General features: G+C 40.0%; 19 protein-coding genes. 16 read left to right on the top strand and 3 right to left on the bottom strand.

Annotated features, from left to right (window positions below; translation table 11 throughout):
• Positions 1–82 precede the first annotated feature (82 nt).
• The 5 genes from MKX62_RS06695 to MKX62_RS06675 all read left to right on the top strand — a co-directional run bounded on the left by MKX62_RS06695 (position 83) and on the right by MKX62_RS06675 (position 4,637).
• Entirely contained in the window at positions 83–1,237 is a 1,155-nt protein-coding gene (locus MKX62_RS06695; RefSeq protein ID WP_067213650.1) for an ABC transporter substrate-binding protein, read from the top strand.
• Positions 1,238–1,328: 91 nt separating this feature from the next.
• Positions 1,329–2,213 (top strand): branched-chain amino acid ABC transporter permease, encoded by an 885-nt coding sequence (locus MKX62_RS06690; RefSeq protein ID WP_067213649.1) that lies wholly within the window; start codon positions 1,329–1,331, stop codon positions 2,211–2,213.
• 4 nt (positions 2,214–2,217) lie between these two features.
• Positions 2,218–3,198: a branched-chain amino acid ABC transporter permease gene (locus tag MKX62_RS06685; RefSeq protein WP_067213648.1), complete on the top strand. Its 981-nt coding sequence runs from the start codon at positions 2,218–2,220 to the stop codon at positions 3,196–3,198.
• On the top strand, positions 3,170–3,943 hold the full coding sequence (locus MKX62_RS06680) for an ABC transporter ATP-binding protein (RefSeq protein ID WP_067213647.1): 774 nt from the start codon (positions 3,170–3,172) through the stop codon (positions 3,941–3,943). The genes MKX62_RS06685 and MKX62_RS06680 overlap by 29 nt, the downstream gene beginning before the upstream one ends.
• Entirely contained in the window at positions 3,936–4,637 is a 702-nt protein-coding gene (locus MKX62_RS06675; protein ID WP_338654628.1) for an ABC transporter ATP-binding protein, read from the top strand. Before MKX62_RS06680 ends, MKX62_RS06675 begins: the two co-directional genes overlap by 8 nt.
• A gap of 444 nt (positions 4,638–5,081) precedes the next feature.
• Here the strand turns inward: MKX62_RS06675 and MKX62_RS06670 are convergent, their stop codons facing one another.
• Complete coding sequence (locus MKX62_RS06670) at positions 5,082–5,330, bottom strand: hypothetical protein (protein ID WP_067213645.1); 249 nt, start codon at positions 5,328–5,330, stop codon at positions 5,082–5,084.
• 177 nt (positions 5,331–5,507) lie between these two features.
• On the opposite strand from MKX62_RS06670, the gene MKX62_RS06665 reads away from it, so the two are divergent.
• On the top strand, positions 5,508–5,963 hold the full coding sequence (locus MKX62_RS06665) for a general stress protein (protein ID WP_067213644.1): 456 nt from the start codon (positions 5,508–5,510) through the stop codon (positions 5,961–5,963).
• Between the two features lie 346 nt (positions 5,964–6,309).
• Here the strand turns inward: MKX62_RS06665 and MKX62_RS06660 are convergent, their stop codons facing one another.
• Positions 6,310–6,504 (bottom strand): CsbD family protein, encoded by a 195-nt coding sequence (locus MKX62_RS06660; RefSeq protein ID WP_067213643.1) that lies wholly within the window; start codon positions 6,502–6,504, stop codon positions 6,310–6,312.
• A gap of 212 nt (positions 6,505–6,716) precedes the next feature.
• On the opposite strand from MKX62_RS06660, the gene MKX62_RS06655 reads away from it, so the two are divergent.
• Positions 6,717–7,121: a hypothetical protein gene (locus MKX62_RS06655; protein ID WP_340741078.1), complete on the top strand. Its 405-nt coding sequence runs from the start codon at positions 6,717–6,719 to the stop codon at positions 7,119–7,121.
• Between the two features lie 42 nt (positions 7,122–7,163).
• Here the strand turns inward: MKX62_RS06655 and MKX62_RS06650 are convergent, their stop codons facing one another.
• Positions 7,164–7,979 carry a flagellin N-terminal helical domain-containing protein gene (locus MKX62_RS06650; protein WP_067213641.1) on the bottom strand — a complete coding sequence of 272 codons (816 nt, stop codon included), beginning with the start codon at positions 7,977–7,979 and terminating at the stop codon, positions 7,164–7,166.
• Between the two features lie 167 nt (positions 7,980–8,146).
• Here MKX62_RS06650 and MKX62_RS06645 point away from each other — a divergent pair, with 167 nt between their 5' ends.
• From MKX62_RS06645 to MKX62_RS06605, 9 genes are all read left to right on the top strand, one after another.
• Entirely contained in the window at positions 8,147–9,292 is a 1,146-nt protein-coding gene (locus tag MKX62_RS06645; RefSeq protein WP_067213640.1) for a betaine/proline/choline family ABC transporter ATP-binding protein, read from the top strand.
• A gap of 13 nt (positions 9,293–9,305) precedes the next feature.
• Positions 9,306–9,962, top strand: coding sequence for an ABC transporter permease (locus MKX62_RS06640; protein ID WP_067213639.1), 657 nt, complete (start codon positions 9,306–9,308; stop codon positions 9,960–9,962).
• 28 nt (positions 9,963–9,990) lie between these two features.
• The gene (locus MKX62_RS06635) at positions 9,991–10,890 is read left to right on the top strand and encodes an osmoprotectant ABC transporter substrate-binding protein (RefSeq protein WP_187048026.1); all 900 of its coding nucleotides are present in this window, start codon (positions 9,991–9,993) and stop codon (positions 10,888–10,890) included.
• Positions 10,891–10,907: 17 nt separating this feature from the next.
• Positions 10,908–11,594, top strand: coding sequence for an ABC transporter permease (locus MKX62_RS06630; RefSeq protein ID WP_067213638.1), 687 nt, complete (start codon positions 10,908–10,910; stop codon positions 11,592–11,594).
• A gap of 93 nt (positions 11,595–11,687) precedes the next feature.
• A complete protein-coding gene (locus MKX62_RS06625) occupies positions 11,688–11,909 on the top strand; it encodes a hypothetical protein (protein ID WP_067213637.1) in 222 nt (73 codons plus the stop codon).
• Between the two features lie 193 nt (positions 11,910–12,102).
• Positions 12,103–12,303, top strand: coding sequence for a PLDc N-terminal domain-containing protein (locus MKX62_RS06620; protein ID WP_067213636.1), 201 nt, complete (start codon positions 12,103–12,105; stop codon positions 12,301–12,303).
• Positions 12,300–13,199 (top strand): ABC transporter ATP-binding protein, encoded by a 900-nt coding sequence (locus MKX62_RS06615; RefSeq protein WP_187046177.1) that lies wholly within the window; start codon positions 12,300–12,302, stop codon positions 13,197–13,199. The genes MKX62_RS06620 and MKX62_RS06615 overlap by 4 nt, the downstream gene beginning before the upstream one ends.
• Positions 13,199–13,981 carry an ABC transporter permease gene (locus tag MKX62_RS06610; protein ID WP_340741077.1) on the top strand — a complete coding sequence of 261 codons (783 nt, stop codon included), beginning with the start codon at positions 13,199–13,201 and terminating at the stop codon, positions 13,979–13,981. The genes MKX62_RS06615 and MKX62_RS06610 overlap by 1 nt, the downstream gene beginning before the upstream one ends.
• Positions 13,982–14,041: 60 nt before the next feature.
• Positions 14,042–14,746 carry a CBS domain-containing protein gene (locus tag MKX62_RS06605; protein WP_340741076.1) on the top strand — a complete coding sequence of 235 codons (705 nt, stop codon included), beginning with the start codon at positions 14,042–14,044 and terminating at the stop codon, positions 14,744–14,746.
• Positions 14,747–15,531: the final 785 nt, after the last annotated feature.

Below are 15,531 nucleotides of genomic sequence, written 5' to 3'. Positions count from 1 at the left end.
TTATTTGATATTCCAATTAACTAAATAGTGGTGTATATTTAGAATTATCACTATTTTTAACTATTAAAGGGGATGGGATTAAATGAATAAGAGAATAAAACTGCTATTTTCAGTCTTGATGATGTTCACGCTAGTTGTGCTGACAGCTTGTGGAACCGATACGAAGGATGCGGGCGACAAAGAAACAGGAGCAGATGGCCCGGTAAAGGCTAAAATAGGTGTCATTTCTTATTTAACTGGACCAGGAGCTGGTTATGGAGAAGCAATTACGAATGGCTTGAAACTGGCCAATAAAGAACTTAAAGAAGCAGGGGAAGTTGACCTGGAATTAAAGATTGAAGACTCAGCTGGTAAACAAGAAGAAGCATTATCAGCTGCACAGAAATTGATGAACTCAGATAATGTCGATGCAATTATTGGGCCTACGCTTAGTACAGAAATGTTTGTTGTTGGACCTGAAGCAGATTTAAATGGTGTTCCAATCATGGGGACTTCAAATACGGCTGAGGGGATTCCTCAACTTGGGGATTATGTATTTAGAAACTCAATCCCTGAGACACTAGCGATTCCAGCGTCAGTACAAAAAGCAATTGAAAAATATGATGTTAAAAAAGTAGCGATTTTATATGGAAATGACGATGTATTTACAAAAGCGGGTTACGATGTAATGAAAAAAGTAGCAGAAGACTTAAATCTGGAGGTCGTTACGACAGAAACATTCCAGTTAGGTCAATCCGATTATAAAGCACAATTGACGAAAATAAAGAACTTGAACCCGGATTTGATTCTTGCATCTGCTTTGTATAATGAAGGTGCGGTAATTTTAGACCAAGCTAGAAAAATGGGGCTTGATGTTCCATTTGTGGGTGGGAATGGATTCAACTCACCGGAAGTTATCAAAATTGCTGGAGATGCATCCAATGGTTTAATCGTTGCGACACCGTGGTTTGCTCAAAAGGATGACGAAAAAGTAAAGAACTTTGTTAAAAACTATACAGAAGCATATGGAGTTGAACCAGATCAGTTTGCTGCACAAGCTTATGATGGATTGTATCTAATGGCTGAAGCGGTTAAAAATGCAGGTGTAGCTGACCGCGATGAAATTCGCGATGCGTTAGCAACACTCAAGGATTTTAAAGGTGTATTGGGCACAATGTCATTTGATGAAGACGGAGATATTGTCATGGAACCAACTGTATTAATTATTGAAGGTAATGAGTATGTAGTGTTCGAATAAATGATTGGCAATCAGGTTGAGATGTTTGCAGCCTGATTGCATTTCTATTTGACTATTTAAAAAAGTTGAGAATGGATAAGGAGGGTGCACATTGCTAATTGAACAATTAATAAATGGTCTTACATTGGGTAGTATTTATGTTGTTGTTGCCCTCGGTTATACGTTGGTGTTTGGTGTCCTTAACATTGTCAATATGGGGCATGGGGAAATTTTTATGTTTGGTGCATTTATGGGCGTTATTGTAACGAATAGTTTAGGTTTACCATTATACGTGGCCTTTTTGGTCGCAATTATTGTTACAGGTATATTAGGTTATTTCCTTGAGCGTTTTGCATTAAGACCACTGAGAGGTAAAGAGGGCGTGTCCCATCTTGCTCCGCTTATCAGTACGATTGGGGTATCTATTTTTCTTGAAAATGCTGCTCATCACTTTTTTGGAGCTGGAAATCATCCATTTCGGACAAGTTTTTCAGAGTTGAACATTACGATTGGTTCAACAACCGTCTATTATGTCCAAATTCTTATCTTCATTATTGCGATTCTATTAATGTTTGGACTCACATTTTGGCTATCGAAAACAAAGGCAGGCAAGGCATTACGTGCAAGTGCGGAAAATTTAGCTGTTGCAAGCCTACTGGGTGTTAATACGAAAAGGATGATTACACAAACAGTTATTATTGCATCTGCAATGGGTGGAATTGCTGGAATTCTAGTTGGGATTGCATTCAACTCAGTTAATCCACAAATGGGTTTATCATTCGGATTAAAAGGTTTAGCTATTATCATTCTTGGTGGTTTAGGAAACGTTCGTGGTGCGATGGCGGGCGGGTTAATATTAGGGCTTTCTGAAACGTTTTTAGTAGCTTATGGAAATTCAGGCTATCGTGATGCGATAGCGTTTTTAGCTATTATCATTATTTTAATTGTGAGACCACAAGGACTTTTCGGTACGGCAACATCGAAATCAAGGGGGTGATTATATGTTAAGCGAATTAATAAACCCATATTATTTGCAAGTTGCAACTTTTATTTTATTGAATATTATCCTTGGTGTTAGTATTTACATAACACTTGGAACAGGGCAATTGTCACTGGGGCATGCAGGATTCATGAGTATAGGTGCATACACGTCGGCTATTTTAACGCTTAATTATAATGTACCTCTAATACTCGGTATTATTATTGCAGCTGTATTTACAGGTTTTATTGGCGTGTTAATTGGTTTTCCTGCCCTAAGGTTACAAGGCGTATATCTTGCGATTGCGACGCTTGGGTTTGGGGAGGTCATTCGAGTACTGTTTATCAATTGGGAAGGTTTAACAAACGGTGCTATTGGGATTCGGGGTATCCCTCATCTTGGGCGAGAGATTTTGAGTTTTAGTAACAGTTTAGGTTTTAGTCCGGAAATGATTGGATTGAAAAATAACCAATTTATAAGTTTAGCAGTTTTTCTTGTATTACTGATGATTAGCTTTGGCGTTATTTGGTTCTTTATTAGACAAAGTAATTCTAGAATTGGGCGTGCATTTGCTTCTATTAAAATGGATGAAGAGGCATCGGAAGCAATGGGTATTAACATTACATACTATAAGATTCTAGCATTCGGTCAAGGAGCGCTACTTGCTGGATTTGCAGGTGCATTATATGCACATTTAACGGCTTATATTAGTCCATCAGATTTCGATTATCATCGTGCTGTTGAAATTCTGATCTTTGCTATATTTGGAGGAAGTGAAGTTATTTGGGGACCGATATTCGGTGCTATTTTCCTTTCAACAATGCCAGAGTTTTTGCGTGTTATCAGCGAGTATCGTTTCATGATTTACGGTGCACTCCTTGTATTGATGATGGCGTTCCGGCCACAGGGGCTCATTGATATGAATGTCGTCAATTGGATTAAACGTCCAAGATTAAAGAAGAAGGAGGGAAAACATGGTACTGGAAATAAAAAAGATAAGTAAAAACTTTGGTGGGATTCAAGCATTGACAGATGTTTCTTTTTCAATAGAACAAGGAGAAGTGCTTGGCTTGATAGGGCCAAATGGTGCTGGGAAAACAACAATGTTTAATATGATTACCGCCATGTTTCCTCCTAGTTCTGGTGAGATAGAATTTACAGGACAGTCGCTTGCAGGTTTGAAACCGCATGAAATTACGAAACAGGGCATTTGTCGTACATTCCAAAACATCAGACTCTTTTCAGAGTTAACTGTTCGCGAAAATGTAATGGTAGGAAATCACTGTCGTCTCACTACTGGTGTTTTGCAAAGTGTGTTTCGGACGAAATATCAAAAGCAAGAAGAGGAAAATGTTCTGAAAAGCTCGGATGAGATTCTAGAAATTGTTGGATTGTCAGAATACAGTCAAACGATTGCGAAAAACCTTGCTTACGGTCAACAACGTAGATTAGAAATTGCAAGAGCTTTGGCAAGTCGACCTAAATTATTGCTTCTTGACGAGCCAGCTGCTGGAATGAATGAAAAAGAGACAAATGATTTGTTTGATTTGATCAAGAAAATTCAAGCGCTAAATATAACTATTTTATTAATTGAACATGATATGCCACTTGTTATGCGGATTTGTAGCCGTATTGTGGTATTGAACTTTGGAAAGAAAATTGCGGAAGGTACACCGAGCAGTATTCAAAACAATAAAGAAGTAATTGAAGCCTACCTCGGGGTTGAGGAGGAAGATGAGCTTGCTTAAACTACAGAATGTCAGTACTTTTTACGATAAGATTCAGGCATTGAAAAGCGTTGATGTAACGGTTGAGGAGGGGACGATAGTAACCATCCTCGGTGCAAACGGTGCGGGGAAAACAACGATGATGAATACGATTGCAGGTTTATTGAAACCGAAAGAAGGTAGTATTCATTATTTGGGTAAGGATGTAACTGGACAACGACCTGATCAGCTTTTAAGAAAAGGGTTAGCTTTAGTTCCAGAAGGACGAGGTATTTTAGCTTCCATGACCGTTTTAGAAAACTTAGAAATGGGAGCGTATCATCGAAATGACGCTGAAGTGAATGCTGATCTTGAAAAGGCGATGGATCGATTTCCAATACTGAGGGAAAGACAATCTCAGCTAGGAGGTACACTTTCAGGCGGCCAACAACAAATGCTGGCGATTGCGCGAGTAATTATGTCTAAGCCCAAGTTACTTTTACTTGATGAACCATCGATGGGACTGGCCCCATTAATCGTTGCAGATATCTTTAAAATAATTAAAGAGATTAATGAAGCAGGAACGACTGTTTTGCTGGTTGAACAAAATGCACGTCAGGCTTTAAAAGTTGCGGACTATGGCTATGTGCTTGAGACAGGTAAAGTGGTCGCGAGTGGTAACGCGAAAGAGCTGCTGCAAGATGATACGATAAAAAAGGCTTATCTAGGACATTAATAATTTTGAAGTACATTGACGGTAACGATTTTTGTTGCCGTTTTTTTGCGTTGAACTTTCAATCCAAAGTAATTCAAAAGCACCTGTACATAGAGTGCTTAGTGTTTCATCACAAAAATAAGCAGTACTTTACTGGTTAATCAACACACGTGTGAAATTGCTATACTATATTTACCATTAACAAATAGAAAAATTGTGAAATTAACGGTTGAACTCTCAAGTATTCCTCGGCTATCTGCATTTGAATTTACAGAAATGGTTGCGTGGCTAAGCAGGTGTCATAAGGCAAGCAAAAAATACATAGGAATTTGTCGGTCTAGGAGAAGCGATGAACGAAAAGACGGATACTTTTTCCGGGGGAATGAAACAGCTATTATTACGTAGGCGATTGTCCATAAACCAAAACTGTACCCCAATCACATTATATGAATGGGGTACAGTTTTTTACTGTTTTTTAAGTCCAGAGCCGCGGAATTTCTCTTCGCTGGATGAATTACTTTTGGAATCGTGATGATGTTTCTCTTCCCGTTCTTCCAATTTTAAATCTTCCAGAGGAATAGAGTCGACAGTCTTCATATCTTCATGCATATCGTAAATGCTTTCCTTATCAGTTCGGAGGTTTTCGGGATTATCCATGTATGGTCCTTCAGCATCCTTTCGGTCACGTTCAGTAAATACTTTTTTGTTAGTCATCAAAAACAGACTCCTTTCATCTTCGAGTTTGCCGTGGAATATTCTCTTGTCCTTATGTTATTCACTCTTTTACAGAAACTAAACATCCGATTTGATGGAGCAGTGCGTTTCTTAATGGTTTGGACGGGTACAATAAGAAACAAAGGCAATATCATCGAAAAGGAGGAATTTTGTAAAATGGAAAACAAGAAGTATATCGGTACATTTCATTCCATTGATACAGTTTTATATAAAATTACAGAATTGAAAGTGCAAGGCTATGATGAAAGTGATATGTATGTTGTTACCAATGAAGAAGATAATATTTCAATGCTTCGGGGACAGACCGATGCCGAACTCCTCGGTACAGCAGATGATAATTGGTTAGATCGTTTTAAACTGTTTTTGGGCGGTGAAGAACCCATTCTGAATGCTTTTTCACGCATGGGGTTTTCAGAACAGCAATCAAGGGGCTATTACAATGAAGTTAAAAATGGTGGCGTTGCTCTATTCGTTAAAAGTAAGGCACTGGATGAGATGGATAGTAGTACAGAACGTGGCCTGAGCGGAGAACCATTGGATGGTCAGGGTGGAAACCAACAAATGATCGATAATGACGGTACGGTCCCACGCCTCAATACAAGAAACTTATGAGTGGCAGAAGACGGCTGTTTACCCATTGCAAACAGCCGTACTATTTATATATATGTTGAACAAATGAATACCTAAATAAACTAAGCGGAGGCGCCTTACAAGGGGATCTTTATTTCAACTTAAATAGTTGTTATTACGGTTACCCTATTAGTTTCGCAAAATTTACATTCACGCCTTAATAATTTCACACTACCTCAACAAATTAAAAAGCCCCCTCCGTCTAAAAAAGGGGGACATACAGTCATATAATCAAAAGAATGATGCATATTGATACACTTATTCCAATTTCTTAACAGGTATGGACTTATAGCTATCACTGTTTGATAGATGACTTACTTTTTAAAGATTATCGATTGTTATTATCGGAAACTTTATCTTTTAGTTCTCCGATTTTCTTTTGCGCTTCGCCTTTTAACTTATCAAACTTACCTTCAGCTTGTAGTGAAGGATCATTTGTGGCATTGCCTATCTGATCCTTTGTTTCACCTTTCACTTTGTTTACTGTCCCTTTGACTTTGTCTGAGAAACTACCGTTTGTCATTGTAAAGCCTCCTTTTTATTCTTGTTAGGTAATAGATACCCTGCATGAAAAAACATTAAACATGGGAGAAAAAAATAATACTCAATGGTATTTGTTCAGAATAGGTTCAAAAGGTCTAATTTATTGTATAAAAAGGTGACTAAACTTATGTACCCAACCTTCGATATATTACATATAATATAGGTAGATACAAAATAGTGGGAGGAGATGGGATGATTAGAAAAGGTCGATTTGCTTTATGGGATAAAAGGGAGTTTGAACTGGCTTCTTATCAACGACAATACTATTTGCAATCGGCGGATCCTTTAGACTTGAGGAACGGGTTCGTGAAGAATGGATCTAACCATGTTTATATTAAGACTATTTCCGTCGAGGAATTAGAGGATGCGTATGAAGTCATTCCATATGGGATGATTGAAGGCTACCGTTTTGCAGTAGAAGGATATGATGAAAAGACTGGGAAAGTTGCTTTGGTAACAAACAATCCATTTGTCAAAGAACGGATCGAAGTACGTCCTTATGGGGAATTTCAATACATAATAGAAATACTTCTTGAAGATATTGTAATTGAGGAAGATCGGGTTCCTATACTTGGATTTGATGGTTTATACACATAAAAAGGCAATTGTGCATGTCGATAAGACAACACGATTGCCTTTTTATTGTTTTAATAGCTGTAGTACGGACTGGGCTTGTTGCATGTGCATAGCGAGTACGTATTGACCGGCCTGAAGTAGAATGTTTGCTTTCGTGAGTGCCATCATTTCCTTTGCGATGTCGACATCTCTTATGCGGGATTCGGCTGCGATTAAGTTTTCTTCCATGACGAGTGTATTGTTGTAAGCATGTTCAAGCCGGTTTGTATAGGCACCTATTCTAGAGCGTTCTGAGGATACGTTTTTAATTGCATTGTCGAGTAATCCAATTGCATCATTGGCCTTGGATTGGGTTGAAATCGATGCGTCAGACAAACCGATTGTCTCTGCACTCATATCACCAATGAAAAATTCAATTGATTGGCCGGCATTCGCCCCAGCTTGAATCTTCAAGGAAGAGCGTGAACCGTCTAACAGTGGCAATGTATTGAACTCTGTATCTTTTGAAATACGAGTGATTTCCTTTTTTAGTTCTACAAATTCTAGAGAGAGGGCTTCACGATCGGAATCTGTCACTGTTCCATTGGCAGCCTGTACGCTTAGTTCACGCATCCGTTGCAGTATAGCGTGTGTTTCATTTAAAGCACCTTCAGCTGTTTGAAATAGGGAAATACCGTCTTGGATGTTGCGTCCCGCCATCGATAGACCTCGGATTTGCGCACGCATTTTCTCTGAAATTGCAAGGCCTGCTGGATCATCTGCAGCTCTGTTTATGCGCATACCTGAAGACAATCGCTCCATCGACCGCATTACTTGATTGTTTTGCATAGTCATATTGCGGATGACATTCATTCCTGTCGCCTGCCATATTCCAAGCATGGCACAACCTCCTCTTTAAATGTTATATCGGTGATAATTGAGAGATATTAACAAACCGTCATAATCATGTTTGAAAAGTGATGAAAAAGGGTAGCCCATAGAAATAGGTATCTGCTCAGAATACGTATAAAGATGGTTGAACAGTTTAATCATAGGGGGCGAAATGTGTGCTTGAATTTAAAAATGTGTCAAAGATTTATGCTGGAGGTAAAAAAGCTGTAGATAACTTAGATTTACATATCAATGCAGGTGAATTTATCGTCTTTATCGGTCCGAGTGGTTGTGGAAAGACGACAACTATGAAGATGATCAATCGATTAGTTAAACCCACAGAGGGTAAAATATTGATCAATGGAGAAAATATTATGGAAAAGAACATCGTGCAATTGCGACGTTCAATTGGCTATGTCATTCAACAAATTGGTCTCTTCCCCCACATGACCATTCGAGAAAATATTGCACTTGTCCCGCGGCTTATGAAGAAGTCGGTTGATGAGCGAAACAATAAGGCTGATGAGTTAATCGAACTTGTCAATATGCCTAAAGAATTCCTTGATCGCTACCCCCATGAACTAAGTGGAGGTCAGCAACAGCGTATCGGTGTACTTCGTGCATTAGCAGCTGATCCTCCCCTTATCCTTATGGACGAGCCTTTTGGTGCGCTAGATCCGATTACCCGCGATTCGTTACAGGCGGAATTCAAACATCTTCAAAGGACACTTGGTAAAACAATTATTTTTGTCACGCACGATATGGATGAAGCAATTAAGCTCGCAGATCGCATTGTAATTATGAAAGACGGAAAAATTGTTCAAATGGGAACTCCAGACGAAATTTTAAGAGATCCGGCCAATGAATTCGTAGAGGATTTCATCGGTAAAGACCGTCTTTTGCAAGCTCAACAACGTATACAGACGGTGGGACAAATTATGAACCCGAACCCCGTCTCCTTCAAAACGGAAGGGACACTGTCTCAAGCAGTTCAGCTTATGCGTGAGCGCCGTGTGGATTCGCTACTTGTCGTTGATGAAAACAATGTACTGAAAGGTCTGCTCAATGTCGAGATGATAGACAGGGGCCGCAATATGGAAACGCAGGTCAAGGAAGTCATGTCTACGGAATTGACCGTCGTTCAGGAAGATACGCTTCTTCGTGAAGCAACGCGAAATATTCTTATACGTGGATTAAAATACGTAGCTGTTGTCGATGAAGATCGGCGTTTGGTCGGCTTGATTACAAGAACGAACCTTGTGGATATCGTTTATGATTCCATTTGGGGAGAAAGCGAAGAGCAGACACTTGGTCAGGTGTAAAGGAGGTTTTTGAATGAACGGATTTATTGATTTTTTCTCTGAGTATGGAAGCCAGTTGGCAACGAAGACTTGGGAACATCTGTATATATCATTTATTGCACTTTTTCTTGGAATCCTTGTTGCAGTACCAATTGGAATAATGCTTACAAAAGTGCCGAAGATTGCTGGTTTTGTATTGGGAGTAGTTGGAGTTATCCAGACATTCCCTAGTCTTGCGATTCTTGCGTTCTTCATACCACTTCTGGGAATCGGGAAAACACCCGCAATTGTTGCTTTATTCCTTTATTCGATGTTGCCAATCCTTAGAAATACGTTTATCGGTGTGAAAGAGGTCAATCAAGATCTCGTGGAGGCAGGTAGGGGAATGGGAATGACGGCGTTTGAACGTACGATGAACGTTGAACTTCCTCTGGCAATTCCTGTTATTATGGCTGGTGTAAGGCTGTCTGCAGTCTACCTTATTGGATGGGCAACACTTGCATCATTCATTGGTGGAGGTGGGCTTGGGGACTTTATCTTTGATGGTCTGAATCTATTTAGGACAGACTTGATTATTGGTGGGGCGATACCAGTTACGTTGCTTGCGCTACTAGTCGATTTCCTGCTCGGTCGTTTTGAATCCTTCGCTACGCCAAAAGGACTTAAAGAAAGCAGAAAAGTGGTTTCTTAAGGAGGGAAAAAGAGTGTTCAGAAAAAGTATGAAAAGAATAGTACTTCCATTATTGGCCACCAGCCTGCTGATAGGGGGTTGTTCACTTCCAGGCCTCGGAGGAGGTAATGACACAATTCGAATTGCAACACTTACAAGTACGGAAACATCGACACTGGGTCATATGATTCGACTTATGATTGAAAAAGAAACAGATTTGAATGTTGAAATGGTGGAAAATTTAGGAACTTCAATCATCCAGCACCAGGCGTTGACGAGCGGGCAAGTAGATATTACAGCTGCACGCTACACGGGTACTGATATGTCGAGTATTTTAGAAGTAGAGCCCCTAGCAGATCCAGAAGAGGCAATGACGCTGGTCCAGGAAGAGTTTGATAAACGATTTGACCAGGTTTGGTACGATTCATACGGGTTCCAAAATACGTATGCGCTCACAGTAACAGCCGACCTTGCTGAAAAAGAAGGACTTGAAACTGTCTCGGATATAGAAAAGATAGCTGATGATTTAACGCTGGGTGTAGACAACTCATGGTTGAACAGGGCAGGAGATGGCTATGAAGGATTCGTTGATACATATGGATTTACATTCGGAGAAGCATTGCCCATGTCTCTGGGGCTCGTCTACCAAGCGGTGAATAGTGGTAAGATGGATGTCGTTTTGGCCTATAGTACTGACGGACGTTTGAAAGCATTTAATTTGAAGACGCTTGAAGACGACAAGAAGTTTTTTCCGCCTTATGAATGTTCACCTGTGACGCGAAAAGATGTAATCGAACAGCACCCAGAAATTGATATAATCCTGAAGAAACTTGCAGGTAAAATAGACGGAGAAACAATGACACGTTTAAATTACGAGGCGGATGTTAATAAAAAAGAACCTGCAATCGTGGCGCAAGAATTTTTGGAAGAAAACAATTACTTCAACTGAATTACGGGGGTGAATGAATGGAAACGTTACAAGAACTTTGGTCATACTACACAGTGAATGGCACGTATGTGTGGGATCAGTTTGTCAGGCATTTCCTTATGTCTGCATACGGAGTCCTGTTCGCGGCGCTTGTTGGTATTCCAGTGGGTATTCTTATTGCCCGATACGGTAAATTGAGTGGATGGGTGTTATCGGTAACGAATATTATTCAAACTATTCCAGCCCTTGCAATGCTTGCTGTTCTAATGCTTGCGATGGGTCTTGGACCGAACACAGTTGTTATGAGTTTATTTTTGTACTCTTTGCTGCCTATTATAAAAAATACGTATACAGGTATAAAAAGTGTAGAAAAACCTATTTTAGAAGCTGGTCGTGCAATGGGGATGACACGGACGCAGATGCTCTTCATGGTAGAACTTCCGCTATCGTTATCAGTTATCATGGCAGGTTTGCGGACCGCTCTTGTTATTGCAATTGGTGTGGCAACAATTGGAGCTTTTATCGGTGGTGGAGGACTCGGCTCCATTATTATTCGAGGGACGAATGTGACAGATGGAGCATCCATTATTTTGGCCGGAGCAATTCCAACCGCATTAATGGCGGTCATCGCGGACCTCTTTATGGGATGGCTGGAACGTGTTTTATCTCCAGCAAACAGAAAAGCTGTAGCAAAACAATCAACATCTACAAATACAGTGGCATGAAATCCCCCCTTTTCTTTGAGGGAATATAAGCCTGAAAGTGCTTAGGGCGGGGAGGAAGAAGTTCTACATGAGCGAAATGGAGGAGATGAAGAGATGATTGGTAAATTTAATGTGAGGAAAGAAATATTTGAAGATACGCCAAATGAAACATTACACTTCGAATTGACGTTGGACAGTAAGGAATATCAAGGTCATTATAAAGAGAATGAAGTGAGCTGGTTTCAAATGCAGCCTGATCAAGAAAATCATGAGATGAAGCTTGAAGATTTGGAAGTTGAAGTGAAAAAACGTATTAAAGAGTGGAAAGAAGATTAAATTAAATCAAGATTTGATTGAAAACTACCTAGTGACTGGGTAGTTTTTTTATATACCGTCAAGTGAGTTGTTTCGAGTGGCACTGATAAGCTTCTTTAGCATCATAACTATTTCGGTATTTCTGTTATATACAACGTATAACAGTCGTGGTATACTGAATTTACCATTAATAGTTAGAAAGGGTGTGAAGTTTATGTCTGAGCTCGCGAGTATTCCTTGGAATCTTCTTATGCCATTGATTGTACTTCAATTCATTTTGATGATTGTTGCACTCGTTGATGTTATTCGCCATAGACGGACGAACGGTCCATTTATCATGTGGATTTTCATCATTGTTCTTGGCAATTTGATTGGATCAATACTGTACTTTATCTTTGGGAGGCGGCAAGTATGACAAATTTACTTCAAGTGGATAATTTGACGAAGAAATATATCAATAATCATGTAGTGGATGCTGTCTCGTTCGAACTTGAAGAACATACAGCAACGGCTTTGATAGGGCCAAATGGAGCTGGAAAAACTACGACACTGTCTATGCTTGCAGGGTTAGTCTCGCCAACAAGCGGATCAATACAGTTCCAGGGTGCTGCAAAGCAGGATATCCGTTCGATTATCGGATTTCTTCCACAATATCCAAAGTTCTTTCCTTGGCTATCTGCACTTGAATTTACTGAAATGGCTGCACGACTAAGTGGGGTGGAAACAAAACAAGCAAGAATAGAAGCGAAAAAGACCTTGGAATTTGTAGGCCTAGGCGAAGCGATGAACAAAAAGACGGGCACTTTTTCCGGAGGAATGAAACAGCGTCTGGGGCTTGCGCAGGCAATTGTCCATAAACCAAAACTACTTTTACTCGATGAGCCGGTATCTGCACTTGATCCAGTTGGGCGCCGTCAAGTGATGGATTTGTTGAAAGACTTGCAAAGAAAAACGACGATTTTATATTCAACTCATATTTTAAATGACGCTGAAGAAATGACAGACCAGTTGCTGTTCTTACGGCATGGGAAACTTGTCGAACACGGTTCACTTGATGAAGTACGTGCGCGCTATGCGGAACCGCGAATCGTCATTGAATTCGAAGGGATGCAAGAGTTGCAGCGCTTTATGGAAGCAACTGCATGGCAAGTGACATCAAAAGGGTTGGTTGTTTCGATTGACGTTCGGTTGGAAGAAGCTGAAATGTCATCGGTCCTATCCATGTTAACCGAAGGCAAGTTCTTAGTGAGAAAAGTGGAACTGCAGACGGCGAGCCTTGAAGATATCTTCATGAAAGTGGCGGTGGTCTAATGAATGGATTTAGTGTGTTATTGCAGAAAGAATGGCGTGAACATACACGGAATTTCAAAATGTTATGGATTCCTCTCGTCTTTATTATATTCGGTATTTTGGAGCCCGTAACGAATCATTTTTTGCCTGAAATTATGAGAAGTGTAGGTAATATGCCAGAAGAAGCTGAATTCTTATGGCCAGAGTTCAAAGGAGAGGATATCTTCCAGTCATTGCTGGGGCAATATCAAATGATCGGTATTCTCGTTATAATTCTTGCTTTCATGGGGACGATTTCAGGAGAGCGGAAAAATGGAACGGCCACATTACTATATGTTCGCCCAATGTCATTTCGAAATTACTTTTTAAGTAAGTGGCTGGTCGTTAATGGGATTGTACTTGGAAGCGTCTGGCTCGGCATTTTGGCTGCCTGGTATTATATTGAAATCCTTTTTAACCATGTAGATGCAGGGGCAATATTTGCTTTTGTTGCGACGTATAGTTTATGGCTCGTCTTCGTTGTCACTGTTGTTTTAGCGCTAAGCGCATGGCTTCCGACAGGTGGGGCGGCGGGCCTAGCGATTCTAATTACACTTGTCTACCAAATTATAGATTCGCTTATCGGTACCTATTGGACAGTATCACCATGGAAATTGTCGATGTATGCATCCTATTGGTTCGATTCGAACTCTGAACTGTCGGATTTATGGATGAGTTCGGGTCTGACAGTGATACTAATCGTCATCTTAATCGTATTCGGAGTATTTATGTCGAAACGGAATGCGGCAAAAACAACAGTGTAAATAACCCTTTGTGGTATAATTCGTATAAAGACGAATTATTCTGAAAGGGAGGGGTTCTAGATGACTACACGCAATTCAGATCGCTTCATATTCGCATTTAACCGTATTGAAAAATCTTTGGAAAAAATAAGTGGCTTAAGCAGCTATATGTCTTTCCAGCGATTGATTGATAAATCCAAGCATTTGAATGCGGTTATTCGGAAATTTGAGCGGGATTTGCGGGAATGTGGTGATTTACGCAATGCAATTGTCCATAATCGGACTGATATTGAATATGCAATTGCAGAACCACATGATGATATTGTGGAACTAATTGAATACATTGACCGAGAACTTTCGAAACCTGTTACAGTCGGTGATATGTTTTTACGAAAAGTCCATATATTACAAGCTACTGATACACTTGCCTACGGATTGAAACTAATCCGGGAAAAAAAGTTCAATCAGATACCAATTTATCAGAGCAATAAATTCATTGGGCTTGTTACTGCGACAGGCATTACGTATTGGCTTGCAGATAATATGACAGATGAAATAATTTCCCGGGAAATGCCGACGCTTCTCGACATTTATTCCCATGAAAAACAAAAAAACACGTATCGATTTATAAGAATGGATCTTTCTGTTTATGAAGCGGAGGAATATTTTAAAAAGTCTGTTGCTGAAGGAAAACGTCTTGAGGCACTTCTCATTACGGAAAGTGGAAGACCGGAAGAGAAACTACTTGGAATTATTACACCGCTGGATCTGATGAAAATAGATTAAAAAGCAGTGCCCATTCACAATAAGTGAATGGACACTGCTTTTTTTTAGGGATTGAGGGAATTTACTTTGTTCGATATAGCGTTTTCTGTAATAGGCAGTTGTTTCTTTGTTGATGTTTTTATTTTAAGTTATTTTTGAATGGTGAAGAACCGATTTTTAATGCTTGTACTTGTATGGCATTCTCAGAACAGTAATCACGGGTTTATTATGATGGGATAAAAGTTGGAGGGATTGCGCCATTCATAGATACTCAAAACCAATTCACAGCGTTAGAATGAAAGTGGAGTAATCAGTGCGATGAAAAACTATATATGTTGAACAAATGAATACGGCGTATGCGCTTTACAAGGGCTTTTGAGTGGCCACTGAAAAAGCCGTTGTACTTGGAATGAATTAGGATTCCCACTAATACCGCTTCGACGCTTTGTGGATGCCTCCCGCGATAAGCCAGAAAGAAGATCCCATGGGAGGGATTGAACTGCATCCCTCCTTAGTCTTATCGCTCCGGCTACCACGAAGTCGCGCCTTCGCTGGATAGTCTTATGTGAGAAAGAGCATTTCATTAGCTGTGATGGAATCTGCAACCTAGAGTGCGTCTTTCTTGACTATTAGTAGTATCAACTAGTAATCACAGTATAATCTCGGCATATAAATCTTAAAATCACATTTCTCTCGATAATGAACACCCTAGCGCAGGCGCGACCCCAAAGCGCCAAGCGTTCTACAATCCACACCGTGAATTAAAACTCTCTCCTTATTGAGCGCCACAGTAGATTCAATGGGAT

The organism is Sporosarcina sp. FSL K6-5500 (assembly GCF_038005665.1).
GTDB lineage: Bacteria > Bacillota > Bacilli > Bacillales_A > Planococcaceae > Sporosarcina > Sporosarcina psychrophila.
This window is presented reverse-complemented; position numbering and strand designations above follow the sequence as displayed.

What these genes read in the sequence shown, in the direction of transcription:
- MKX62_RS06695 (WP_067213650.1), top strand. Translation starts at nt 83, where the DNA reads ATGAATAAGAGAATAAAACTGCTATTTTCAGTCTTGATGATGTTCACG.
- MKX62_RS06685 (WP_067213648.1), top strand. Translation starts at nt 2,218, where the DNA reads ATGTTAAGCGAATTAATAAACCCATATTATTTGCAAGTTGCAACTTTT.
- MKX62_RS06680 (WP_067213647.1), top strand. Translation starts at nt 3,170, where the DNA reads ATGGTACTGGAAATAAAAAAGATAAGTAAAAACTTTGGTGGGATTCAA.
- MKX62_RS06670 (WP_067213645.1), bottom strand. Translation starts at nt 5,330, where the DNA reads ATGACTAACAAAAAAGTATTTACTGAACGTGACCGAAAGGATGCTGAA.
- MKX62_RS06665 (WP_067213644.1), top strand. Translation starts at nt 5,508, where the DNA reads ATGGAAAACAAGAAGTATATCGGTACATTTCATTCCATTGATACAGTT.
- MKX62_RS06660 (WP_067213643.1), bottom strand. Translation starts at nt 6,504, where the DNA reads ATGACAAACGGTAGTTTCTCAGACAAAGTCAAAGGGACAGTAAACAAA.
- MKX62_RS06655 (WP_340741078.1), top strand. Translation starts at nt 6,717, where the DNA reads ATGATTAGAAAAGGTCGATTTGCTTTATGGGATAAAAGGGAGTTTGAA.
- MKX62_RS06650 (WP_067213641.1), bottom strand. Translation starts at nt 7,979, where the DNA reads ATGCTTGGAATATGGCAGGCGACAGGAATGAATGTCATCCGCAATATG.
- MKX62_RS06640 (WP_067213639.1), top strand. Translation starts at nt 9,306, where the DNA reads ATGAACGGATTTATTGATTTTTTCTCTGAGTATGGAAGCCAGTTGGCA.
- MKX62_RS06635 (WP_187048026.1), top strand. Translation starts at nt 9,991, where the DNA reads ATGAAAAGAATAGTACTTCCATTATTGGCCACCAGCCTGCTGATAGGG.
- MKX62_RS06630 (WP_067213638.1), top strand. Translation starts at nt 10,908, where the DNA reads ATGGAAACGTTACAAGAACTTTGGTCATACTACACAGTGAATGGCACG.
- MKX62_RS06625 (WP_067213637.1), top strand. Translation starts at nt 11,688, where the DNA reads ATGATTGGTAAATTTAATGTGAGGAAAGAAATATTTGAAGATACGCCA.
- MKX62_RS06620 (WP_067213636.1), top strand. Translation starts at nt 12,103, where the DNA reads ATGTCTGAGCTCGCGAGTATTCCTTGGAATCTTCTTATGCCATTGATT.
- MKX62_RS06615 (WP_187046177.1), top strand. Translation starts at nt 12,300, where the DNA reads ATGACAAATTTACTTCAAGTGGATAATTTGACGAAGAAATATATCAAT.
- MKX62_RS06610 (WP_340741077.1), top strand. Translation starts at nt 13,199, where the DNA reads ATGAATGGATTTAGTGTGTTATTGCAGAAAGAATGGCGTGAACATACA.
- MKX62_RS06605 (WP_340741076.1), top strand. Translation starts at nt 14,042, where the DNA reads ATGACTACACGCAATTCAGATCGCTTCATATTCGCATTTAACCGTATT.